We start from the raw sequence: 23,008 nt of genomic DNA, 5'->3' as shown, positions 1-23,008 counted from the left end.
CCTTATATATCCCGAAGGAACAGCTCAATCTGTTTCATGCCCATTCCTTGCACATCTACATTAATATCGTCATCCCCTAGCAGCAAAAGTAGAGGAGACTAGAAGTTGCGCAGGTCCTTTTCCGCTTCAGCGGTGAAATTCCGGCTGACAAAAATCCAGTGTGCCCTGGACATTATTTTCCCGGGATGATCAATAGTAGGCGGACAGCCCAAAAAGCCACCTCCCAGAAGATGGCCTCTAAAGCTATCCGGTTATTTAGCTAATATATTCTTCAGCATAATCAGTCTCTTGAAGCCTTCTGTCCCGGCCCAGCCGCCCGCACTCGCCAAAATCACGTTATGGAACAACTTCATCGCAATAGAGTAGGTCATCGTTCCAAGCACGATCTCTATCGCCACAAACCGGAGGATATCCCCTTTGGTAATGATATAAACTCTGAACTCCTGGTTACGCAGCACCGGTCCACCACCCCAATAGTGTTTTATGTACCCATATGCTTACGTCTGGTTGTCTAATGCCTACAATCAGGGATTCAGCGGAGACAGCTGCACATCTGTTTTGTCGGCGATCAGAGTATAAAACTCGGGAAAGCTCGGATCGGCTGCGTTACGGATCTCTTCAAAGGTACGGATATATAGCCCGCTCGCTGCAACTGCTGTAAGAATATCGCCCACAGTCCACGCCCTCGTTAGAACACTGGATAATTCTGAACGCTCTGATTCCGGGAGCAGCCTGGCAAAGGCCACCTCACCTTCCCGGACCGTATCGTCAAAATAGTTGCCTGTCGGCTGCCGGAGCGTCTCTGTGGTCTTCCACGCCCTGGCAAACGGATGAAAATCCGTTAACAGCAGCCGTCCAGCCGCACCCAGCCTGCGATTCACAAGCGTGAACAAAGGCTTAAGGTCAGTAAAATAATGCAAAACCCCAAACTCCATCAGCACATAATCGAATTGCCCAAGCGATTCTTCATCCGGAATATGCAGGACATCCGAGCAGATATAATTCAGCTGCACACCCGCGCAAGCCGCAACCTCAGTGGCATACCGGCGGTTCTCCGCCGAAATATCGACTACCGTTACCTCTGCGCCAAGCAGGGCCAGGGGGATCGCTTTTCTGCCGTGGGAGCCCAGCAGGTTAAGGATTTTTGCGCCGGATGGATCACCTGTGTATTTCAGCCAGTAACGCAGCGGATGCCGGGGGTCCTTCTTCAATTCTTCGGCAAGCGCCTCAGGTGACCCGTGATGCTGCACCCAAGCCTGATAAGCCTTCGTTTCCCAAGCCGCCTTGTTGGCACGTGCCAGTTGTTCCTGCATACATTCAGCCCCCTTGATATATATGGAATTTATTCCAGGGCTATCAGTTTACTACAAAGGCCGGAGGTTAGATAGCGGTAAATGGAAGATTGATCCTTCTGGAGTTTGTGCGAAACAAAATGTGACCAAATGCCGTTCGTAATGGTGTTACAGGTATAAAGGAGGTCATTGCATTATGCAGCGATCCATGATCCGGCCGGGAAATCATGTGATAAAGAGTTACGAGGCTTATTCAGATATGCTATTCAGGATTGCTATGGTCCATTTGGGCAGACGCCAGGATGCCGAGGAGGCCGTTCAGGATACATTCATCAAGCTGATGGAAAAAGCGCCGGATTTCAATGATGCCGAGCACCAGAAAGCCTGGCTGATCCGCGTACTTACCAACACCTGCAAAACGATGCTGGGCAGAGGCTGGCGCAAACGTGAAGTTAAGCTGGACGGCGCCGAGGCGCTGGCGGCAGACGGTCCGATGGATCTTGCGCTGCTGCAGCTGGTGCTCGCCTTGCCCGTGAAGCTCAAGGCAGTGATCCATCTCTACTACTACGAAGATTATTCTGTACAGGAAATCAGCCGAATTCTGCAGATCAGTGACTCTGCTGTGAAAATGCGGCTTCAGCGGGGACGACAGCTGTTAAAACTGGAGCTGGAAGGAGCGGAACCAGAGTGAAAGAAGAACAATTTCGACAACAATACAAGAAAGCGGTGGATACTATGAAACCAAGTGAACATATGAAAAACGGATTGATCAGCAGGCTGGAACAGCAGCAGCAGGAGCGTAAACGCCCGCGCAAAACAATGTATATCGCAGCAAGCCTCGTAATCGCCGCCGGAATTGGCCTTGCAGGTCCAACTATCTGGCAGCAGATTAACAGCCCGGCAGCACCGGCACAGGTAGCCCAGGTTGACCCGGGAACGGGTATCACCATACCTAAGGTTGAACTGCCTGATCCGGATTCCGAGGTTAAGGCGAGCATGCTCGCCTTGGTTGTCTATGAGGGCAATGTGTATACACAGTCCGCTACCCGCATTGATGCTGCAGACGCTGCCGCCCTGCTCGGCGACAAGCTGGGGACCACTACAGGCGGTATTAACGAATGGAGCAGCAAAGACGCCTACACTGAGCTCGCTTCCAACATTGGCGTGACAGACATCTATACGGTAAAAGGTTACGACTCCGGGTTCCTGATCATGTCCTACTCGGAAATCGACGGACAGATATTTGCCGATCTATATGAGCATACAAATGGCATTACCGTTAACAGCGGCGCCGACCTGATCGGCAAGCTGAACCTCGAAGGCCGGATCGCCTCGGCCCAGTGGGAGAGCTTCGACAGCTGGAACAACGGCCAGCAGCAGTATGCACCGCTTGCAGGCGGTGAGGTGCTGGATAACTTCGTGACGGCGCTTCAGGCCGCGAAACCGCTCGCAGCTGAGCCGCTGATGGATCAGGGCATCTACGAGAGCGAAGACCGCAAGATTATCTATCTGGAGCTGGAAGATAAAGCACAGGTACAGCTGGTGCTCTTCGGCCAGGGGCTGGTGCGCTACGGCAATGCACCGGTGTTCTTTGAAGTTGAATCCGGCGCATTCCAGGCGCTGTGGGACAGCATGACTCCATAAGGATGGCGGCGCCCCGCGGCAACGGGCCGTCCCTGACATTAATAAAGCAGCCCTGCCTTGTAGGCGGGCTGCTTTGCTGTGTAAAATATTATTTTCAACTACAACATATTAATAATGTAGATAACGATGAAGACGACAGCCAGAAAGTAGGAGAATAACGCAAGCTTGCGCTGTCTGTTCCAGTCCCGAACCCCGGCTGCGGTAAATAACACAGCCATGAGTACCGTCATGATTTGATCCGTTTCATGGAATAGCATTAAGCCAATGTACGCGGTAATTGTTACTGCCCATAACACGGTGAACCAACGCGGATTGTTGCTCCAGACCTTTTTTAGCATACGATGCCCCGATTCTCTATTGGAAATGATATTGAATTCAGTGTAAGCTTTTTAACATTAAATAATTCTCCAGCTTCACGCCCTTGCGTTCCACAACCTGCTGCCGGACCACCTTATAGCCTGCTTGTTCAAAAAAAGGCTTCGCCGTTATACTCGCTTCCGTACGGATCTCAGTCAAACCCAGCCCGCGTGCCTCCGTCTCCAGTGTATTCACCAGTGCCTTAGCAATCCCCTGCCGCTGATAATCCTTATGTACAAACAGCCTGTCCAAATACCCTTCAAGCGTCATATCTGCAAACCCGGTGATTACGCCATTATTCTCAACAACCAGGGTGATGTTACGGCTCAAAGCGTCCTTCCATGTGCTAAGCCGCTGACTTTCATCCTCATACGACGCCCAGGCGTTGAGCTGTTCCTGCGAGTAATCCTGTTTATTTACCGAATGTACCGTGTCGTAGAAAAGAGTGACAATCTGGGAGATGTCCTGCTCAGTGAAGGTTCTAATTATCACGGGATGGACTCCTTATCATGAAACATAATGGCTAAACTCAGCGTATCCAATTAGAAATACGTACTGTGGGGTGGATATAATGGATCAGACACAGACAGCTTGTAAAGCTTGCGGAAGAACCGAATTCGTCAAAGGCCGGTTAAATAATGGATATGCCCGGGTCATGCCGATTAATAAGGCTTTTTCTTTTGGCTCAGGAGTGATCTACACCTTCTGCAAAAGATGCGGGGAAATCGCCTCAATGAAAATTGAGAATCCTGAGAAGTTTTGAGCCCGGTCACGGGCTTTTTTAATATCGTAGGTAGAGTAATACATAAAGTCCAATGGGGTATTATGGATTCTATTGTACTATCAGTCCAATTAGGCCTGGGTTTTAACTTAATATGCCCTGCCCGCCTCTGCTGCAATAAACTCGGCTGGAATGAAAATCATCAGGTAGAGTGCTACTGAAGCGAATATAATGTTACGGATGGACAGTTTTTTTCCCTCATGGATCTTTTTAAACAAGGCAAAACAGTTATAAAGGAACAGCACACAGGACAGCGGAAGTATAAGAAACAGCCAAAAGTACAATGCATCTCCCCCCTTGTTCAGAATTATCCATGGTTTCCGGATTTGTATCGCGAGTACAACCAATCTATTATAAGTCCAAATATTAGCCAGGAGAAAAAATGAATCCCGTACAAAACGAACAAGAACGCCCTCTCACTATTCATCGAGTAATGCAAATCCGTCAGCTGCGGATTGAACCACAAAAGCAGAGGACTTGTCAGGAACAGCAGCAGGTTCTTATCATCGGCCCCGGATAGGTTATAAAAACAAACGAATAAAGATAGTACCGGCAGCCAAAAGCTCAGTTTCTTCAAGGTTACCTTCATAAATCGCCTCCTTGTTTACAAAAGTACATTAGGATGTGTACACTTCCATAGGAACTTTCATACAAATTAAAATACCATTTCGCCTAATCTCTGAATTGTCCCACCTCATAATTTAAGATGAGAAGGTGGTTTCTAATGATACGCGGAGAATATTATATTAAACCAATCGAATCAGGGTATAGCCGTCCTCACTTAATCCGTTGTGAAGATGGTCAAACCTACGTGGTTAAACTCAGCTCCAACCCTCAAGGCATCATGGTTCTGGTTAATGAATTGATTAGCTACAGATTAGCCTTATTGCTTGATCTTCCTGTACCACAAGGAGCGGTCATACTTCTGGATGAGGAAATTATTACACGAAATCCCGAACTTCAAAGAGGGTATGCACAAGCAGGTCCGCATTTCGGAAGCCTCTACATCGAGAATGCTGTCAATGTAACTCCTGACTCTGATTTTTCCAAGGCAGATAATATTGATAAAGCAGCTGATATCATTCTATTTGATTACTGGGTGAACAATAATGACCGGCATATATTTAATGAGGCAAATACCAACCTGTTGATATCCAACTCTCTGATACCGCATTTATGGATGATAGACCAGGCTAACATCTTGAAAGGGCCTTATTGGAATGAACGCTCTATTTCAGCCCATCAACCTTACATTTCTACTTATTGGGGCGAATTGTACCAGAAATTTGTTCCTTCTTTGGATAGCAAATCTCCCTTTGAAGCTGCATTACAGAAATTTGAGTCACTCAGTTATGCTGCCCTTAAGCAAGTAGTATCAGGTGTACCCGGTGAGTGGAGGTTCCTTGACAGTCAAGGCCGTGCAGTTGTTTCATATCTGGACTCGAGATTAGCCCTATTACGTAAGGCGATAGAAGCAGTCCGCATTCATTTTCCCGTATGGAGTAAGGATTATAATGAAAAGAAGGTTTAACGGATGGATAACTTCACAGCGATTACGGTTTATCCCGGAGTTCAGCTGCCAGGCGTAAATTATCAGGTTTCTTTTGATAATCCCACATCCCTCCCCCTTATCGGAGCCGGTGCGCAAGGTGCTGTTTTTCTATTGGATTCCGGCAGATGCGTTAAAATCTATGCGTCTCCCGATGATGCCAAGTTGGAGTTCATTGTGCTTAAGCATGTGCAATCTTCTAAATTCTTCCAAAAATTATTTGATTCCGGAGTTAACTATAACGTAATAGAGTATATACAGGGACAGGGGTTAGATGAATACTTTCTTCATAATCCGTGCATTGATGATGCCATGGCCGAAAAAATAATTGATTTGCTAGAGGAAATGACGCGCTTAGGCCTGCAACGGATCGATGCGGCATTGAGACATATTCTGTTAACCCCTTCACAAACCCTTGTTGCCATTGATCTTGTACACTCATTCGCATTTCACTCTCCTAAGCCTAAAATACTATTTGATGAACTCAATAACCTGAACCTGTTATCCCGTTTCAGGGAGTTCGTTAGACTTCAAAGACCCGAGCTTTATGAGACCTGGTTAATATAAGATCCTTCTACCGCACAATCACCATCTGTTTATCCATTATAATTCCAATTCTCCTTTATACTAACCACCAATAACCCCAAACAAAGCAAAAACCCCTTGCTACGCAAGGGGTTTAGTGAAGTGGGCCCTACAGGACTCGAACCTGTGACCAATCGGTTATGAGCCGACCGCTCTAACCAACTGAGCTAAGGGCCCGGACTAGGTATCCGAATGTACAATGGCTGTAAAAGAATAATTGGTTGCGGGGGCAGGATTTGAACCTGCGGCCTTCGGGTTATGAGCCCGACGAGCTACCGGGCTGCTCCACCCCGCGTCAGTAAACTTATTCAAACAGCGACAATAGTTAATATACATTAAATAAGGCCCTAAAGTCAAGGATGAAATTGTTAATTGCTTACGGTAAAAAACGGACCCCATAACGCCCCTTCCGCGACCGGTAAATTTCTACAAAGCGCGGGTCATGATAGCCGTAGATCCAGCCGTCCTGCTCCAGCCTTTTGGCCAGACAGCCCGCCTGAAATCTCGTCCGGAACAGCTTGGCAAAATAAATCCAGTTCATGATGGATGTCTCCTTTGAAGTCGGTTATTCAGCGCTGCAGTAATAGCATACCCCATCATGACAGATAAATATGCGGGACTTACAGCTCTCATAACCGGAAAGCTGCAGGTCCCGCACGTAAAACATTTTAAATAAGCTTACACTCCGAACGACGCCGGATCTTTTCGCCACGATTGCAGCAGCGCTACATCGCTCTCAGCGATCTTGCCCTGGCTCAGGGCTACATCAATCAGGGTTGTGTAGTTGGACAGGCTCTGCAGCGGCACACCGGCTGCTGCGAATGCTTCAGTAGCGCGGTCCAGCTCATAGCTGAAGATCGCGAGAACAGCCAACACCTCACCGCCTGCCTCTTCCACAGCCTGTGCTGCTTTGATTGAGCTGCCGCCGGTGGAGATCAGGTCCTCGATAACGATAACCTTCTGGCCCGGAGAGATACTGCCTTCGATCTGGTTCTGCTTGCCGTGGCCTTTGGCCTTATCGCGGATATAAGCCATAGGCAGATTCAGCTTGTCGGACACCCAGGCGGCATGCGGGATACCGGCGGTTGCTGTGCCTGCAATAACCTGCGCTTCCGGATAGCTGGCTTTAATCAGCGCTGCAAAGCCGCCTGCAATATAGTTACGCACTTCCGGGAAAGACATCGTAAGGCGGTTATCGCAATAGATCGGCGACTTAATGCCGGAGGTCCAGGTAAAAGGGTCCTGCGGGCGCAGGGCAACCGCTCCGATCTCCAGCAGATAGGCTGCAACATTCTGACTTGTATTAGACAATGTACTCATGCTTGTGTCATCTCCTCAATAATGGATAGTGCGGCTGCGCGCGGATCGGCGGCTGCGGTAATCGGGCGTCCTATGACCAGGAAGTGACTGCCCTGGCGGATGGCTTGTCCAGGGGTCATTACACGGGACTGGTCGTCCAGGGACGAGCCTGCCGGACGGATACCCGGGGTTACTGTGACAAATTCCGGACCGCAGGCTGCAGCGATCGCTGCCGACTCCTGCGGAGAAGCAACTACGCCATGCAGCCCAGCTTCCGTAGCCAGCTTGGCATAACGTACCACAGTATCTTCTACCTTCCCGGCAATGCCGATTTCTTCGTTCATCACTTCCTGGCTCGTGCTTGTAAGCTGCGTAACCGCAATGATCAGCGGAATATGCAGCGAAGGGTTCAGGCTGACCGCCTTGGCGGCTCCCTCCAGCGCTGCGGCCATCATCGTCTTGCCTCCGGAGGCATGGACGTTGAACATGTCTACACCAAGCCTTGTGATGCTCTCGGCACCGCCACGGACGGTATTTGGGATGTCGTGCATTTTCACATCCAGAAAGACGTTGTAGCCGCGTTCCTTGAGCTCTCTGATAAAATCAGGCCCCGCTGCATAGAACAGCTGCATGCCGACCTTCAGGTAACACGGGATGCCTTCCAGCTTATCAATCAGGACCCGCGCGGAGTCCGCATCCGGGTAGTCTAGCGGAATCATCAGCCTGCCGGCCATCTCATCCCGTTTTGCAATCTGACCAATTGTCTCATGCTCTGTCTGCTCTGTGGTTTGCTGTTCCATAGGTCGTTCTCCAGCTCCTTCATTCATCATCTGCTTGCCCGGGCACAGTTGAACGGTCTGCGCTAACGCAAACCGTCCCCTGAATGGAACCGCCCGCAGGCAGTTCCTGGTATTCATATCTTATTGTCCGACAAAAGCGGGCATCGACTGTGACGAGAAGTTGATCGTCTGCAGCATCTTCAGCAGCGCCGCTACGGTATCGAGCGAGGTCATACATACCACGCCGTTCTCAACCGCTTCGCGGCGGATGCGGAAGCCGTCACGCTCAGGTGTTTTACCCTTGGTCAGGGTGTTGAACACGAAGTTCGCTTGACCGCTGCGGATCAGGTCGAGGATCGTAGGCTCGCCTTCATCCAGCTTGTTGACGTTCATCACGTTCAGGCCGGACTGCTCCAGCGCCTGCGCTGTGCCGCCTGTAGCGATGATTTTGTAGCCCATTGCATGGAAGCCCTTCATCAGCTCAACCGCTTCGGCTTTGTCTTTATCCGCTACCGTTACGATGATCGCGCCGGTTGCCGGAATTTTCATGCCTGCACCAATCAGACCTTTGTACAGCGCCTTGGCATAAAGCTTGTCGCGGCCCATTACCTCGCCGGTAGACTTCATTTCAGGTCCCAGGGTCGGCTCTACTCTGCGCAGCTTGGCAAAAGAGAACACCGGCACTTTAACCGATACGTAGTCGCTCTCCGGCCAGAGGCCTTCTGTGTAACCCTCTTCCTTCAGCTTGCTGCCGAGGATGATTTTGGTCGCCAGATTCGCCATTGGAATGCCGGTTACCTTGCTCAGGAACGGAACCGTACGCGAGGAGCGCGGATTCACTTCGATGACATACACTTCGTTCTGGTAGATAACGAACTGGATGTTCACCAGACCGATCGTTTTCAGCTCTTTGGCGATTTTGATCGTGATATCGGCGATCTTCTGCTTCAGGCCTTCGTCCAGGTACTGCGGAGGATATACGGCGATGGAGTCGCCGGAGTGGACGCCTGCGCGCTCCACATGCTCCATGATGCCCGGGATGACTACGGTTTCGCCGTCGCAGATTGCGTCAACCTCAACCTCTTTGCCAAGCATGTAACGGTCGATCAGGACCGGATGCTCCGGATTGATCTTAACCGCTTCAACCATGTAGTTCATCAGCTCAGTATCGTTATATACGATTTCCATCGCACGTCCGCCCAGCACGTAGGAAGGACGCACCAGCACCGGATAGCCGAGGGACTGCGCTGTTTCTACAGCCTGGCTTGCATCGGTTACGGTTTTGCCTTTCGGCTGTGCAATATCCAGACGGGCCAGCAGCGCTTCAAACCGCTTGCGGTCCTCGGCTTCGTCGATGCTCGACAGGCTGGTTCCGAGGATATTCACGCCGGCAGCGGCCAGCGGAGCAGCAAGGTTGATGGCTGTCTGACCGCCGAACTGTACGATAACCCCGATCGGATTTTCCTGTGCGATGACGTTCATTACATCTTCAAAGAACAGCGGCTCAAAATACAACCGGTCCGAAGTATTGAAATCCGTAGACACCGTCTCCGGGTTGTTGTTGATAATAACGGCCTCATAGCCGGCATTCTGAATCGCCCACACTGCGTGTACAGTGGAGTAGTCGAACTCGATACCCTGGCCGATACGGATCGGTCCGGAGCCGAGCACTACAACCTTTTGCTTATCGGAATGCGTAACTTCGTTTTCTGTTTCATATGTCGAGTAGTAGTAAGGCGTCGAAGCTTCGAACTCAGCGGCGCAGGTATCTACCATTTTGAAGACAGGTGTCAGGCCTTGGGCCAGGCGCAGGGCGCGGACATCCGCTTCCTTCGTCTGTGCACCGCCAGGACGGCCTTCGGCGCGGATCTCGGCGATAGCCCGGTCAGTGAAGCCTTTGCGTTTTGCCTGATATAGTGTTTCAGCACTCAGTGTTTCTTCACTGCGCAGCACATCCTCGAACTGTACCAGTCCTTCGATCTTGGACAGGAACCACCAGTCAACCTTGGTGATGTCCTGGATTTCCTGCAGCTGATAGCCGCGGCGGTAGGCTTCGGCGATCAGGAACAGCCGCTCGTCATCTGCCTTAGCCAGGCGGGTACGCAGGACGCTGTCTTCGAGCAGCTCGGCACCCGGTAAGCGGAAGCGGTGAACTCCGATTTCCAGGGAACGCACGGCCTTGTGGATCGACTCTTCAAAGGTACGGCCGATCGCCATTACTTCGCCGGTCGCTTTCATCTGCGTGCCCAGCTTGCGGTTCGCCGAGGTGAACTTGTCGAACGGCCAGCGCGGGATTTTGCTCACAATATAGTCCAGTGTCGGCTCGAAGCAGGCATACGTCTGTCCGGTAACCGGGTTAACGATTTCGTCAAGCGTGTAGCCGAGGGCGATTTTGGCTGCCATCTTAGCGATTGGATAACCGGTTGCCTTGGAGGCAAGCGCCGAGGAGCGGCTGACACGCGGATTCACTTCGATTACATAATATTGATAGCTCTGCGGATCAAGCGCGAACTGTACGTTACAGCCGCCTTCGATATTCAGCGCACGGATGATCTTCAGTGAAGCGCTGCGCAGCATCTGGTATTCGCGGTCGGAGAGCGTCTGGCTCGGTGCCACAACGATACTGTCGCCAGTATGTACACCTACAGGGTCAAAGTTCTCCATGTTGCAGACCACGATACAGTTGTCGTTCGCGTCACGCATAACCTCATATTCGACTTCCTTCATGCCGGCGATGCTCTTCTCGACCAGACACTGGCCGATCGGGCTATAGCGGATACCCGCTTTTACCGTTTCACGCAGTTCTTCCGCGTTGTCGCAGATCCCGCCGCCTGTTCCGCCGAGCGTATAAGCCGGACGTACGATCAGCGGGAAGCCGATTTCTTCAGCGAAGCTCATCGCTTCATCTACAGTAGTAATAATGATACTTTCCGGAACAGGCTGATCCAGCTCGCGCATCAGTTCGCGGAACAAGTCGCGGTCTTCTGCCTTCTCGATCGAGTGCAGCTGAGTACCGAGCAGCTTCACATTCTCCGCTTCCAGTACGCCGGCACGCGCCAGCTCAACAGCCATATTCAGACCGGTCTGGCCGCCCAGAGTCGGCAGCAGTCCGTCGGGACGCTCCTGGCGGATAATGCCTGTTACGAAATCAAGGGTGATTGGCTCAATGTATACTTTATCAGCCATGTTGGTATCAGTCATGATGGTGGCCGGGTTGCTGTTGATCAGTACAACCTCCACGCCTTCTTCTTTCAGAGCCTGGCAGGCCTGTGTGCCTGCATAGTCGAACTCGGCGGCCTGACCGATGACGATCGGACCGGAGCCGATGACGAGGATTTTTTTAAGTTTATCGTTCTTAGGCATGATTATAGAGCTCCTTTCACGGCTTCAAGCTTCGGTGTTGTTGGTTTAGGTGCCGTGATTCTGGCATTGGCGGCAAGCTGTGCCTGGCGTGAGCCGGCAGGCGTCTTCGCTTTGTGATCGGCAATCATCTGCAGGAAACGGTCGAACAGATAGCTGCTGTCATGCGGTCCCGGCGCTGCTTCCGGATGGTACTGCACCGAAAATGCAGGGTACCGGCTATGCTTCAGGCCTTCAATGGTCTTGTCATTATTGTTGATGTGCGTCACTTCAAGCTCGGTGCTCTGCACAGATTCTTCATTAACAGTGTAGCCGTGGTTCTGCGAGGTGATGAAGCAGCGTCCGCTTTCCAGCTCCTTAACCGGGTGGTTACCGCCGCGGTGGCCGAACTTCAGCTTCTCGGTGTCAGCACCGCAAGCCAGTGCGAACAATTGGTGACCCAGGCAGATGCCGAAGATCGGGTATTCGCCAAGCAGCTCGGAGATGGTGTTCACGGCATAAGGCACATCCTTAGGGTCCCCAGGGCCGTTGGACAGCTGGATTCCGTCAGGGTTTAGGCGGCGGATTTCGTCCGCTGTTACATCGTGAGGCACAACCACTACGTCACAGCCGCGGTTGTTCAGCTCGCGCAGGATACCGGTCTTCGCGCCGTAATCAACCAGCACAATGCGTTCCTTCGTTCCAGGGCTGCTGTAGCTTGTAGTGGTAGAGGTGCGGGCAACCTGGTTGCGCAGCTCTTCAATGGTTGTGTCGCCCATCATTTCCATCAGCTCTTCCACACGCTTGTTAGAAGTAGTCAGGATGGCTTTCATCGTTCCGTAGTGGCGGATAATGCGGGTCAGCATCCGGGTGTCGATCTCGCTGATCCCTGGAATGCCATATTCCTTCAGCAGGTCATCCACACTGTATTCAGCGCGCCAGTTGCTCGGCACATCTTCATGGCGGCGTACAACAAAGCCGTGTACAAAAGGACGCACGGATTCAAAATCATCACGGGTAATGCCGTAGTTCCCGATCAGCGGATAAGTCATCGTTACGATCTGTCCGCAGTAGGAAGGGTCCGACAGCACCTCCTGATAACCTGTAATCCCTGTGTTAAAAACAACCTCGCCTGTCATTTCGCCCTCAGCGCCAAATGCGGTCCCTGTAAACAGCGTTCCGTCCTGAAGCAGCAATCTTGCCTGCATTTCCTTCCACTCCTTCTTGTTTCTGTAGTCTGATTCTATTGTCTCTATCCTGATCCAGTCAGGATCGTTAGTTAGCCTTCGTCCAGACGGCCTTGCCGTCTACCCAGGTTGCTACCGGCCAGCCTTTCAGCTTCCATCCGGTGAACGGTGTATTGCGTCCCTTAGTGGCAAAAGTGGCCGGGTCAACCACCTGCTCTTCATTCAGGTCAATCAGTGTCAAGTCAGCCGCCGCTCCTACAGCCAGGCTGCCTGTGTTCAGCCGGAACACGCGGGCCGGATCAGCGGTCATCCGCTGTACCAGCAAGGACAGATCCCATTTGCCTGTCGCTACAAAAGCGGTATACAGCAGAGGGAAGGCTGTCTCGAAGCCGACGATGCCAAACGGTGCAAGCTGCATGCCCTTGGCTTTTTCTTCCTCGCTGTGCGGCGCATGGTCAGTTACGATGATGTCAATCGTTCCGTCCAGCAGCCCCTCGATGCAGGCTTCCACATCGCGGCGGGAGCGCAGCGGCGGGTTCATTTTCCAGTTGGCGTCCATTCCCGGGATATCTTCTTCGGAGAGCAGCAGATGGTGCGGACACACCTCTGCGGTTACTTTAATGCCGATTTGCTTTGCCTGGCGGATCAGCCGTACCGACTGCTCCGTGCTGACGTGGCAGACATGGTAGTGTACGCCTGTTGCTTCAGCGAGCAGAATGTCGCGTCCGACATGAATGGCTTCCGACTCGTTCGGAATGCCCTTCAGGCCATGCTTGGTGGCAAAAGTACCTTCGTTCACCGCACAGCCTTCGACCAGCGAATCATCCTCGCAGTGAGCAATGACCGGCATATCCAGGCTTGCTGCCAGCTTCATGGCATCCTTCATCATTTGAGCGGTCTGTACACCTACACCGTCGTCGGTAAAGCCGATCGCTCCGGCTTCCTTCAGGGCGGCAAAGTCTGTCAGCTCGCGGCCAAGCTCATTTTTGGTGATTGCCGCATAAGGCAGCACTTTGACGAGTCCGGCTTCACGCGCCTTTTCTTTTACCAGCTCGACGATTTCAGGAGTATCTGTCACTGGGCGGGTGTTCGGCATGCAGGCGATGGTGGTGAATCCGCCTTTGGCTGCCGACCGTGCGCCGGTTTCAATCGTTTCTTTATGCTCAAAGCCCGGCTCGCGCAGATGCACGTGCATATCGATCAGGCCCGGTACCAGCAGCTTGCCTTCCGCGTCTACAATCTCACCGGATTCTTCCGCCGGAAGCTCACTTTCAACCGCTGTGATGATCCCGTCCTGAACTACGATATGCTTAACTTCCAGTTCGCCGTCTTTGTTCAATACACTGGCATTTCTAATGATCACGGTTAATTCTCCTTTTGCCTGCAAGCCGCAGCTCCAGACTCTGTTTGTATTATATAATAAAAATTCATCTTTGTGTATATTTATTAATCCATTTATGTCAGGTTTTTTTAGAGTCTGTCTCTTCTATTGAAGAGCACGTTCCATGACTGCCATTCTTACCGGAACACCGTTAGCCATCTGCGGGAAAATCCGCGACTGGCTGCTCTCCACCACCGCATCGTCAATCTCTACATTGCGGTTGACCGGCGCCGGATGCATGATGATCGTGTTCTTATCCAGCTTGGCCGCCCGTTCTTCTGTCAGTCCGTACTGCTTGCGGTACTCTTCGGCTGACTGCAGGATGCCGGTTGCGTGACGCTCCAGCTGCACTCTCAGCATCATAACCACGTCCGCCTTCAGCGCTTCTTCCATACTTACGTATGGGGCATACTGTGCCAGCTCAGGCGCCTTCATGCTGTCCGGGGCGCAGAACTGCACGCTTGCTCCCATCTTCGTCAACCCCCAGAGGTTCGAGCGGGCCACCCGGCTATGCATAATGTCCCCGATAATCGACACTTTCAGGCCCTTCAGCTCGCCAAAATTTTTGGTCATCGTATACATGTCCAGCAGCGCCTGGGTCGGATGCTCGTTGTTTCCGTCTCCGGCGTTGATCAGCGGGATGGACACCTTCTCCGCCAGCTGCTGCAGCACGCCTGCAGGCTTCAAACGCACAACTCCGGCGTCGATCCCCATCGATTCCAGTGTGCGCACTGTATCGTAGATCGACTCGCCTTTTTCTACACTGGAAGCTGCCGCCGTAAAATTCAGAACCTGCACCCCAAGGCGTTTCTCGGCCATTTCGAAGGAAAAGCGGGTCCGCGTGCTATTTTCAAAAAACATGTTAGCCACAAACTGCGATCTCAGCACCGGTGTCAGCTTCTCCTTCTGGTTGTCCCAGTAAGCCGTTCTGTTCAAAAGCTGCAGAATCTCTGTCCGGTCCAGCTCTTTAATCCCCAGCAGACTGCGTTCCTTCACCTTGGTTGCTGTCATCATTGTTATCGTTCCTCCCGGTTAGAAATAATGTAAACCTCATCTTTGCCGTCGTATTCCTTAAGTGAAACTTCGATCTCTTCATGCCTGGAGGTAGGCACGTTCTTGCCGATGTAGTCCGGCCGGATCGGCAGCTCGCGGTGCCCGCGGTCGGCCAGTACAGCCAGCTGGATCATCCGCGGCCGTCCGCAGTCCATCAGGGCATCCATCGCCGCACGAATCGTCCGTCCGGTGTAGAGCACATCGTCGAACAAAATCACCTTCTTGTCGCGGATGCCGCCGCTGCCTGCCGGCAGGTTCAGTATGCTCTCTGCCGCCGCCTGATCCATTGCCTCCCGGTTATCTCCGCCTTCGCGGTCATCCCGGTAATGCGTGATGTCAAGCTCGCCCCAGGCGATTTCCACGCCCTCAATCTCTTTGATCCGCTCTGCAATCCGTTGGGCCAGATACACCCCGCGGGTGCGGATGCCGACCAGCAGACAATTCTCAATCCCTTTGTTCTTCTCCAAAATCTCATGTGCAATGCGCGACAGCGCCCGGCGGATCGCCGTTTCATCCATAATTACATTTTTTTCGGTAGCCATTTATCCAGTCCATCCTTTCGCTTGTACGCCCGTCCAAGTTCCCGGAAATCAAAAAACTCCTTGCCCGAAGCAGGCAAGGAGTGAAATCCGCAGATTAAAAAGATGGATGTCCGCGCGCATAAAGAGGCCATCCGTACTCATACGGATCCCATCCATTTGTCGCGAACCTCGATTCACGTTACCTTGCCAGCCTCACGGGACTGAATTAAAGGCGCATATTCAACTAAAAGAATTATGACAGAAGTTTGTCTTCATGTCAAACCGGGAAAGTTTTACAGGTGATGGGAGCGAACAGGTAAAGGAGGGTGACGCTATTGAGTGAGGTATGCTGATAGCCTATACTGCTTGGGTACCGGGCGCTGCTACAGGGTTTTTGGACTTCCGGCCGCTGCCCTTCTGCAGATTTCTTCAATTGTACCGCTGCTCGCGGTTGAAATCCAAACCCTGCCTTTGCTTACAAAGCGAGCTCTCCTGCGGAAAGCTTTTAGGCCGACACTGCGCTCCTCCAGTCTAAGCGCAGAATTTTGCCTAAGTAGAAAATCGCCCACTAATTTATTGATATCCCCCACTAGGTGAACACTAATTGGAAAAAAGACACTTAATTTCGCCCAATCACCCTCCTAAGGGAGAATCAGCCCAATTTAGGTGGCGTTTTTCCAACTAATGGCCCTAATTATCCGAAAACACCGGATTTAAGTGGCGAAAATCCAATTAGGTTGGTTGAGAAAATACTACAAAAGACTAAACACAAAAGGTAAGAACCATCAGCGGCAAAAACGCCGGCTTATTTAAAAGGGCTGATGAGGATCAAAGCCGAGACGATCAGAGGGATACCATATACCACAGCGTAGCCGATGTAACGAATTAGAGCAGGTAAGCTCTGCAGATCCACCCGCTGCGGCGGGCCGCCGGCCTCAATCCGCTCAGACTGCTTGGAATCTGTATGCTTCACTCCTATCACTCCTCAGGCTTACTTTGCACAAGCTCACTCTATACTTACCCAATCAGCGAACCATATGCTTGCTCCCCTTACCGCTTGGCGCCGTTAATCAGTCTTTCGCACAGGATGCCGCACAATCGTCTTCAGCTTCGCTATATCCGATTTGCGCGGGTCGGACAGATAAATTTCATGATGCTTCCGGATGTCTGACAAGTCACACAGCAGGCCCTCCTCTGCTATATAGTTGTTCATTTTCTCAACGGTCGCCGGTTCTTCATTATAGCTGCCGATATGCATACACTGGACACACAGCCCCTCCGTAAAGGTTACGAGCCGGGCTTTGGCAACATCGATCTGCGGTTTTGCGGGCAACTGTCTCCACAGCAGCAGCATATACCTGCGAATCCACGAACTCAGGCTGACGGATCATCGCGGTCCAGCAGAACTTGTCCTTTCGGGTGTAATCCACTCCGTGAATACCCTCCTGCCACCACTGGCCCTCCAGCGGAGGCACGACGTACTCGAAGTAGCCTTCGGGAGCAGGTCCGCTTTTGGGAGCCATTTTGATCGTATAAGACAGCGCATAAAGAATTTCTACAGCCCGCAGGTATTCGCCCCCCCGGCTCATTCGGGTCACCCTGTCCGTCCACCTGGATAAAGGTCATTTCAGGCACATCAACCACACCAGGCACTGTCTTGGGCTGGTAAAGTTCTTTGTATGCTTTTTTATAATCCATCTTGTCCATAGGTACACCTCTTTGTATAGGCTTATGCTATCATTCTACCCGATTGAAATAGACACCTGTATGTCATATTACAGCCAGCCGGCAAAAGATAACCCGCTCTATAACAGCTCCCCCGCTACAGCACCATTTTTACTATGCCCACCCGCTCTGTTATGATAAATCCGGAGGCGACTTGAGGATGAACATGGAGCTAATAACAATTGCAGAGTGGAACGATGAGCTATGGAGGTCCGTGGAGCCGGTGTACCGGGAGGCTTTTCCCAGCGGGGCCAAGCCGGAAAAGATCCTGCACAGTATGCTGGACCTCGGAATCGGTTATCTGCACGCAGGATTGCTAAACGGACAGACAGCCGGGATGGCTGTTACAGGTATTCTCGACGGGAAAGAGGGCCGGCGGCTCATCATTGATTATCTGGCAGTCAGCCGGGAGCTGCGCGGGCAGGGAGCCGGCACGGTGCTGCTGAACTCAGTCGTGGAATGGGCACAGAAGGAACATAACGTGCAGGGAGTCATTATTGAGGCCGAATCCGGCACGTCGGAGGAGCATACAGAGCGGATTCATTTCTGGGAAAAGAACGGCTTCATCCTTACCCCTTACGTGCATCAGTATATCTGGGTTCCCGAGCCGTATCAGGCCATGCTGAAGCCGCTCGCAGCGGGAGTTGCAGCAACGGATAACGGGGAGTCCCTGTTCAAGTACATCAATGCTTTTCATAAAAAGGCGTACCGCCCGCCTGCAAAATAACGAAACCTACTGTAATCATCCTGCTCAACACTCTCCCGGTACGCTTATATTACTATCAACTCTTACCCCGCATCTGCCAAAAAAAGCCGCCGCAGTCTGTTAAGACCGCGGCGGCTTTATCATTAAAATTCGAATTCAACGTCGGAAAGACGTCTTTGAATTTCGGAGATTACACGTTTTTCTTCTTCCTCGCCTTTGGCTACAAAGGTTACGGAGAAGCGGACAAACGGGCCGGCATCATCCCAAGGCACAGTGGAGATCAGCTTTTCGCGGATCAGGAACTGGGAGAAGTCTTCGCCGGATTCGAAGCGGCGTCCGCCTTTGACACCCTTAGGTGCAGCTACATACAGGAAGAACGAGCCCTTCGGTTTCTCGGCTTTGAAGCCCAGGCTGTTCAGCGCGTCCACCAGCATGTTGTGGCGGCGGGAGTACTTGGCGGCAATCGCTTCGGTAATCTGCGGGTTAGCCAGACCGTAAGCGGCAGCCTTCTGGATCGCGATGAACTGACCGGAGTCGTTGTTGTCCTTAACGTCGCTGAAGGCTTTTACGATCAGCGGGTTACCGGCAACAAAGCCGATTCTCCAGCCGGTCATGTTATAGGACTTGGACAGGGAGTGCAGCTCAACGCCGACATCCTTCGCGCCAGGTACGGACAGGAAGCTCAGCGGCTTCACGCCGTCGTAAGTCAAGGCTGCATAAGGAGCATCGTGGACAACTACCACATTGTATTTTTTAGCCCAGACTACAACCTCAGCGAAGAACTCAGGAGTTGCACTTGCGCCTGTAGGGTTGTTCGGATAGTTCAGGTAGAGCAGCTTCGCTTTATGGGCGATGTCCTCCGGAATGGAGTTCAGGTCAGGCAGGAAGTTATTTTCCTTCTTAAGTTCTACAGTGTATACTTGTCCGCCCAGATATTTGGTGTGTGTACCTAATACAGGATAACCAGGGATCGTCATGATCGTGATGTCGCCCGGATTAATGAAGGCGGATGGCAGCATGGCCAGGGCCGGCTTGGAACCGATGGAGTGAACCACTTCCGTCACAGGGTCGATGCCTTCAACCTGGAATACTTCCTTCAGGTAAGCAGCGGCTGCCGCTTTGAATTCAGGAATCCCGTTATCCGCATAACCGCGGTTTTCTTCCTTCGCAGCTTCGATAGCCAGCTTGGCGATAATGCCTTCGTCGGCCATTTCGTCAGGCTCGCCTACGCCCATGTCGATCAGCTCGATATCAGGAAAATCCTGCTTCGCCGATGCTTTGGCGCGTTTGATTTTTTCAAATTTATAAATGTTGGTATCCTTGCCGTAGTTAGCGCCGCCGATGCGGTCAGCAAAATTCGTCTGAATAAAAGTGCTCTGATATTGTTCGATACTCATATTCTTGTTCTCATCTCCTGGCATTATTTATAACTATGCAATCCATGCAGGACGATTTTACATCCCATAATCTAAATATGAGGCAAAACCGCCTGCAAAACCATGGATTTATCATCACTTCATTTGTACTTATCTGCTCCGCAGCTGGAACAGCAAATCTTCCATATCCGCAGGGATCGGCCGGCTGAATTCCATATATTCCCCGTTCGAAGGATGCACAAAGCCGAGTATAGCAGCATGCAGTGCCTGCCCGTTCATGGTGATGCCCTTGCTGCGCCCGTACACCGGATCTCCGACCAGCGGATGGCCGATGAACTTCATATGCACACGGATCTGGTGGGTACGTCCTGTCTCCAGCTGCAGCTCCAGCAGGGTGCAATCCCCCAAGCGCTCCAGCACGGTAAAATGGGTCACCGACCGCTTGCTGTTCTTCTCGGTTACGGTGTACAGCTTGCGGTCATGGGGGTCGCGGCCGATCGGCGCATCGACTGTTCCCTTATCATGGGATACGTTACCGTGTACAACCGCAATATAACGCCGGGTTACGCTATGCTCCTTCAGCTGGGCTGCGAGCGAGGCGTGGCTGGCATCATTTTTGGCGGCCATAATCAGGCCGGAGGTGTCTTTGTCAATGCGGTGCACAATGCCCGGGCGGATCTCGCCGTTAATACCGGACAAGTCCTTGCAGTGATACATCAGCGCATTGACCAAGGTACCTGACGGATGCCCTGCAGCCGGATGCACAACCATGCCGCGCGGCTTGTTGATCACAATAACATCGCTGTCTTCATAAGCCACATCAAGCGGAATATCCTCGGGTACCAGATCCGTTACTTCCGGTTCCGGTACAGTTACAGCGACAACATCGCCTGCAGACAGCTTATAATTCGCTTTTACAGGAGCTCCGTTCACCGTAACATGCCCGTTTGAAATCAATAGCTGTACCTGCGAACGGGAAATCTCCTCTTCCCAGGCTTCGGTGATGTATTTATCAATCCGTTCCTTGGCGTTTTCTAATGCAACCGTCCATGCAGTGACATCCTTGTCCTCCTCTGAGGCTCCCTCAGCCACCAATTCGCCAAAGTCCTTGTTCAAATCATTCATTCCCTTCTTTTACTTCCTTTGCTTCCTTAACTTCGGTGATTTCTTCTCCGCCCTTTACATCACGCAGCGTGTCCAGAATAATCAGCGCCACCCCGATTACAATACAGGAGTCGGCCACGTTGAAGATCGGGAAGGTGTAGCTGCCGAAATTGAACATGAGAAAGTCTACAACCTCTCCGTTCAGCAGACGATCCAAAAAGTTGCCGACCGCTCCGCCGAGTACCAGAGCCAGCGCTGTAGGCAGCAGCTTGCGGGTCTTCCGGGCTTTGTTCAGGTACCAGATGATACCGATCACAACCACGGTTGTAATCAGAATGAAGAACCACTGCTGTCCCTGAAGGATGCCGAAAGCGGCTCCACGATTGCGGTGTGAGGTAATAATGAAGAAATCATTAATAACCGGAATCTGCTCTCCGAGCTCCAGCCGGGTAGCAATCACATATTTGGTACCCTGGTCAATCAAAAATACAATTAGCGCAATCAGAAAGTACACCACAGAAGTTGTCACTCCGTTCTTATTTTTCCCGCGAATGCGGTACGAATACTGAATAAAGACTTGTATATTGTAGCACAGGCCTCAAGAACCCGTCTATTCATGGCTTGGGCAAAAAGCCTCAGGCTAAAAACATTTTCCAGCGGTAAAACCATGCCTCTCCGGCCAAGCTATCCTTGAAGGAACTGTTTCGATAAAAGCACCTGAGAGGAGCATCGTCCATGAGTCACCTGACATCAGAGCAGCTGGCCCGCCTGCATCAAGCACTGCTTCAGCAGCAGGAGGACATACGCCACCGTCTGCACAATAATGAGCACTACGGCCTGCAGGAATCGCTGCGCGATAATACCGGCGAGCTGTCCGTTATCGACAATCATCCCGGGGATGCGGCAACAGAGCTGTACCACCGCTCGATGGATATCTCCCTCGTAGAGCGCGATGAGCATGAGCTGAAGGAGATCGATGATGCCCTGACCGCAATGGAAGAAGGCAGCTACGGCAGCTGTGCCGTCTGCGGCGGGGATATCCCGTATGAACGTTTGTCCGTTGTCCCCTCAACAAGGTACTGCAAAGAGCATAATCCGCGCCAGTTCTCGCCTTTTACAAGGCCTGCAGAGGAAGAGTTTCTGTCTCCGCCGTTCGGGCGGACAAGCCTGGACGAACGCGAAGAACAGAACGGGTTCGACGGGGAGGATGCCTGGCAGATTGTTGAAAGCTGGGGCAGCTCGAATTCCCCGGCCATGGCCGAAGACAATGAAATCCGCTCCTATAATGATATGGAGATTGAGGCGGACGAAACCGAGGGCTTCGTGGAGCCGTGGGAAAACTTTGTCGCAACCGACATTGCCGGCAATCATCTTACCATCATCAAAGGTAACAGTTACCGCCATTACATGGATAGCGAGGAAGGCGATTATCTGCTTGACCCGAATGAAAAAAGATCACGGGAGTAGCTGCGGCTGCTCCTTTTTTTCTATATTAAAATGCACGCTAAAACGTCTTCAGCTCCAGCTGATGCTGTACGATCCGCACTATGTCGGCGATATAGTCCCCGATGATCGGCAGATTGAGCGCACCCAGCACCTGCAGCACATAAATGATTGTCGCCGCAAAAAAGGTAAACCCGAGCGCAATCCCCACGCCGCGTGCCGTTCCTGAAAGAATGTTCAGCCAGATCAGGCGAAAAGGGCTATGCAAAAGCTCGGTATACTCGGCAATCCGCGCCTTCTCCATCTGCTGCGCCAGTCCGGTAGTCAGCCGGTAGACGGCGTTCAGCTTTTCCTCCTGGCTAATCGGCTGATCCTGTCCCTGTAGCTGTACTTCTCCTATATGCTCCCGTCCCGTCTCCTGCCAGTTTTGCCCGGAAGGCCCGCCGCCATCTCCGGATGTCCTGACCGTGATTCTCCCGCCTTGTACTTTCTGCCCGTTTTCCTCGTGCCTGTCCGCCACCGTTATCAGCTCCTTCACCCAGCATTACTGCATTAGCTAGAGTAAAGGGCTGAATAAATTCAGCCCCTCCTCATCAAACCGTACGTGAGGTTTTCCCTCATACGGCTTTCCGATGTTCGTCATTCATGGGCATGCAGCATTCTGGCCTTGGCCCATGACCTAGTTTCCCCTGTCGAGTTCTTGAGTGTTTTCTTGCGTGTCGTTAGCCGCTTTGGGCATTCACGGACTCGTACCTCTTGGTGAAACATGAACAAAGCAGGGCTCCTTCCCTCCCTAAGGTTATGTTGTCCTTAGGTTCCTTGGTACTATGAGCCCCTCGGACTCCCTTCCCACAGACGATTCACTTCGTCTTCTGGACTTATAGAAC

At 51.9% G+C, this 23,008-nt stretch carries 23 protein-coding genes and 2 tRNA genes; 6 read left to right on the top strand and 19 right to left on the bottom strand.

Features of this window, described 5'->3' with window-relative positions:
* Nucleotides 1-251: 251 nt before the first annotated feature.
* Both BLR64_RS16805 and BLR64_RS16800 read right to left on the bottom strand, forming a co-directional pair.
* Complete coding sequence (locus tag BLR64_RS16805; RefSeq protein ID WP_090715886.1) at nucleotides 252-458, bottom strand: hypothetical protein; 207 nt, start codon at nucleotides 456-458, stop codon at nucleotides 252-254.
* A 66-nt stretch (nucleotides 459-524) separates the two neighbouring features.
* Complete coding sequence (locus BLR64_RS16800) at nucleotides 525-1,313, bottom strand: class I SAM-dependent methyltransferase (RefSeq protein WP_090715885.1); 789 nt, start codon at nucleotides 1,311-1,313, stop codon at nucleotides 525-527.
* A 175-nt stretch (nucleotides 1,314-1,488) separates the two neighbouring features.
* Between BLR64_RS16800 and BLR64_RS16795 the strand changes: the two genes are divergently transcribed.
* Nucleotides 1,489-1,983, top strand: a complete 495-nt coding sequence (locus BLR64_RS16795; RefSeq protein ID WP_090715883.1) for an RNA polymerase sigma factor — start codon at nucleotides 1,489-1,491, stop codon at nucleotides 1,981-1,983.
* A gap of 44 nt (nucleotides 1,984-2,027) precedes the next feature.
* Nucleotides 2,028-2,936, top strand: coding sequence for a hypothetical protein (locus BLR64_RS16790; RefSeq protein ID WP_244157736.1), 909 nt, complete (start codon nucleotides 2,028-2,030; stop codon nucleotides 2,934-2,936).
* A gap of 375 nt (nucleotides 2,937-3,311) precedes the next feature.
* Here the strand turns inward: BLR64_RS16790 and BLR64_RS16780 are convergent, their stop codons facing one another.
* The gene (locus tag BLR64_RS16780; RefSeq protein WP_090715879.1) at nucleotides 3,312-3,785 is read right to left on the bottom strand and encodes a GNAT family N-acetyltransferase; all 474 of its coding nucleotides are present in this window, start codon (nucleotides 3,783-3,785) and stop codon (nucleotides 3,312-3,314) included.
* Nucleotides 3,786-4,798: 1,013 nt separating this feature from the next.
* Between BLR64_RS16780 and BLR64_RS16760 the strand changes: the two genes are divergently transcribed.
* Together BLR64_RS16760 and BLR64_RS16755 are read left to right on the top strand one after the other, a co-directional pair.
* On the top strand, nucleotides 4,799-5,605 hold the full coding sequence (locus BLR64_RS16760; RefSeq protein WP_090715872.1) for a HipA family kinase: 807 nt from the start codon (nucleotides 4,799-4,801) through the stop codon (nucleotides 5,603-5,605).
* Nucleotides 5,606-5,608: 3 nt separating this feature from the next.
* Nucleotides 5,609-6,190, top strand: coding sequence for a protein kinase family protein (locus BLR64_RS16755; protein WP_090715870.1), 582 nt, complete (start codon nucleotides 5,609-5,611; stop codon nucleotides 6,188-6,190).
* 121 nt (nucleotides 6,191-6,311) lie between these two features.
* On the opposite strand, the gene BLR64_RS16750 is transcribed toward BLR64_RS16755, so the two are convergent.
* From BLR64_RS16750 to BLR64_RS31310, 12 genes are all read right to left on the bottom strand, one after another.
* Nucleotides 6,312-6,385 (bottom strand) — tRNA-Ile (locus BLR64_RS16750).
* Nucleotides 6,386-6,426: 41 nt separating this feature from the next.
* Nucleotides 6,427-6,503 (bottom strand) — tRNA-Met (locus tag BLR64_RS16745).
* An 81-nt stretch (nucleotides 6,504-6,584) separates the two neighbouring features.
* The gene (locus tag BLR64_RS30350) at nucleotides 6,585-6,749 is read right to left on the bottom strand and encodes a hypothetical protein (RefSeq protein WP_019909365.1); all 165 of its coding nucleotides are present in this window, start codon (nucleotides 6,747-6,749) and stop codon (nucleotides 6,585-6,587) included.
* 137 nt (nucleotides 6,750-6,886) lie between these two features.
* Nucleotides 6,887-7,528: an orotate phosphoribosyltransferase gene (gene pyrE / locus BLR64_RS16740; protein WP_090715869.1), complete on the bottom strand. Its 642-nt coding sequence runs from the start codon at nucleotides 7,526-7,528 to the stop codon at nucleotides 6,887-6,889.
* Complete coding sequence (gene pyrF, locus BLR64_RS16735; RefSeq protein WP_244157741.1) at nucleotides 7,525-8,241, bottom strand: orotidine-5'-phosphate decarboxylase; 717 nt, start codon at nucleotides 8,239-8,241, stop codon at nucleotides 7,525-7,527. The genes pyrE and pyrF overlap by 4 nt, the downstream gene beginning before the upstream one ends.
* A gap of 186 nt (nucleotides 8,242-8,427) precedes the next feature.
* Entirely contained in the window at nucleotides 8,428-11,649 is a 3,222-nt protein-coding gene (carB, locus tag BLR64_RS16730) for a carbamoyl-phosphate synthase large subunit (protein ID WP_090715866.1), read from the bottom strand.
* Between the two features lie 2 nt (nucleotides 11,650-11,651).
* Nucleotides 11,652-12,833 carry a glutamine-hydrolyzing carbamoyl-phosphate synthase small subunit gene (gene carA / locus BLR64_RS16725; protein ID WP_090715864.1) on the bottom strand — a complete coding sequence of 394 codons (1,182 nt, stop codon included), beginning with the start codon at nucleotides 12,831-12,833 and terminating at the stop codon, nucleotides 11,652-11,654.
* 67 nt (nucleotides 12,834-12,900) lie between these two features.
* Nucleotides 12,901-14,175, bottom strand: a complete 1,275-nt coding sequence (locus tag BLR64_RS16720) for a dihydroorotase (RefSeq protein ID WP_090715863.1) — start codon at nucleotides 14,173-14,175, stop codon at nucleotides 12,901-12,903.
* 123 nt (nucleotides 14,176-14,298) lie between these two features.
* Nucleotides 14,299-15,207, bottom strand: coding sequence for an aspartate carbamoyltransferase catalytic subunit (locus tag BLR64_RS16715; RefSeq protein WP_090715861.1), 909 nt, complete (start codon nucleotides 15,205-15,207; stop codon nucleotides 14,299-14,301).
* 2 nt (nucleotides 15,208-15,209) lie between these two features.
* On the bottom strand, nucleotides 15,210-15,788 hold the full coding sequence (gene pyrR, locus BLR64_RS16710) for a bifunctional pyr operon transcriptional regulator/uracil phosphoribosyltransferase PyrR (protein ID WP_068722082.1): 579 nt from the start codon (nucleotides 15,786-15,788) through the stop codon (nucleotides 15,210-15,212).
* Nucleotides 15,789-16,572: 784 nt separating this feature from the next.
* Nucleotides 16,573-16,740 (bottom strand): hypothetical protein, encoded by a 168-nt coding sequence (locus tag BLR64_RS30345; RefSeq protein ID WP_167360706.1) that lies wholly within the window; start codon nucleotides 16,738-16,740, stop codon nucleotides 16,573-16,575.
* Nucleotides 16,741-16,833: 93 nt separating this feature from the next.
* Nucleotides 16,834-17,121: a GyrI-like domain-containing protein gene (locus tag BLR64_RS31310; RefSeq protein WP_279615471.1), complete on the bottom strand. Its 288-nt coding sequence runs from the start codon at nucleotides 17,119-17,121 to the stop codon at nucleotides 16,834-16,836.
* A 531-nt stretch (nucleotides 17,122-17,652) separates the two neighbouring features.
* On the opposite strand from BLR64_RS31310, the gene BLR64_RS16700 reads away from it, so the two are divergent.
* Nucleotides 17,653-18,219 carry a GNAT family N-acetyltransferase gene (locus tag BLR64_RS16700; protein ID WP_090715860.1) on the top strand — a complete coding sequence of 189 codons (567 nt, stop codon included), beginning with the start codon at nucleotides 17,653-17,655 and terminating at the stop codon, nucleotides 18,217-18,219.
* A gap of 122 nt (nucleotides 18,220-18,341) precedes the next feature.
* Here BLR64_RS16700 and BLR64_RS16695 read toward each other — a convergent pair whose 3' ends face one another.
* From BLR64_RS16695 to lspA, 3 genes are all read right to left on the bottom strand, one after another.
* Nucleotides 18,342-19,595 (bottom strand): LL-diaminopimelate aminotransferase, encoded by a 1,254-nt coding sequence (locus BLR64_RS16695; protein WP_090715858.1) that lies wholly within the window; start codon nucleotides 19,593-19,595, stop codon nucleotides 18,342-18,344.
* 129 nt (nucleotides 19,596-19,724) lie between these two features.
* Nucleotides 19,725-20,699: an RluA family pseudouridine synthase gene (locus BLR64_RS16690; protein ID WP_090715857.1), complete on the bottom strand. Its 975-nt coding sequence runs from the start codon at nucleotides 20,697-20,699 to the stop codon at nucleotides 19,725-19,727.
* Nucleotides 20,692-21,195, bottom strand: coding sequence for a signal peptidase II (lspA, locus tag BLR64_RS16685; protein ID WP_090715855.1), 504 nt, complete (start codon nucleotides 21,193-21,195; stop codon nucleotides 20,692-20,694). Before lspA ends, BLR64_RS16690 begins: the two co-directional genes overlap by 8 nt.
* A gap of 218 nt (nucleotides 21,196-21,413) precedes the next feature.
* Here lspA and BLR64_RS16680 point away from each other — a divergent pair, with 218 nt between their 5' ends.
* Nucleotides 21,414-22,145, top strand: coding sequence for a TraR/DksA C4-type zinc finger protein (locus BLR64_RS16680; protein WP_090715853.1), 732 nt, complete (start codon nucleotides 21,414-21,416; stop codon nucleotides 22,143-22,145).
* Between the two features lie 37 nt (nucleotides 22,146-22,182).
* On the opposite strand, the gene BLR64_RS16675 is transcribed toward BLR64_RS16680, so the two are convergent.
* Nucleotides 22,183-22,521 (bottom strand): DUF5665 domain-containing protein, encoded by a 339-nt coding sequence (locus BLR64_RS16675; RefSeq protein ID WP_090715977.1) that lies wholly within the window; start codon nucleotides 22,519-22,521, stop codon nucleotides 22,183-22,185.
* Between the last annotated feature and the right edge of the window lie 487 nt (nucleotides 22,522-23,008).

Origin of the sequence: Paenibacillus typhae, from assembly GCF_900099765.1 — a bacterium.
Classification (GTDB): domain Bacteria; phylum Bacillota; class Bacilli; order Paenibacillales; family Paenibacillaceae; genus Paenibacillus_AQ; species Paenibacillus_AQ typhae.
The sequence above is the reverse complement of the archived record's forward strand: the minus strand, read 5'-3'. Positions and strand labels throughout refer to the sequence as shown.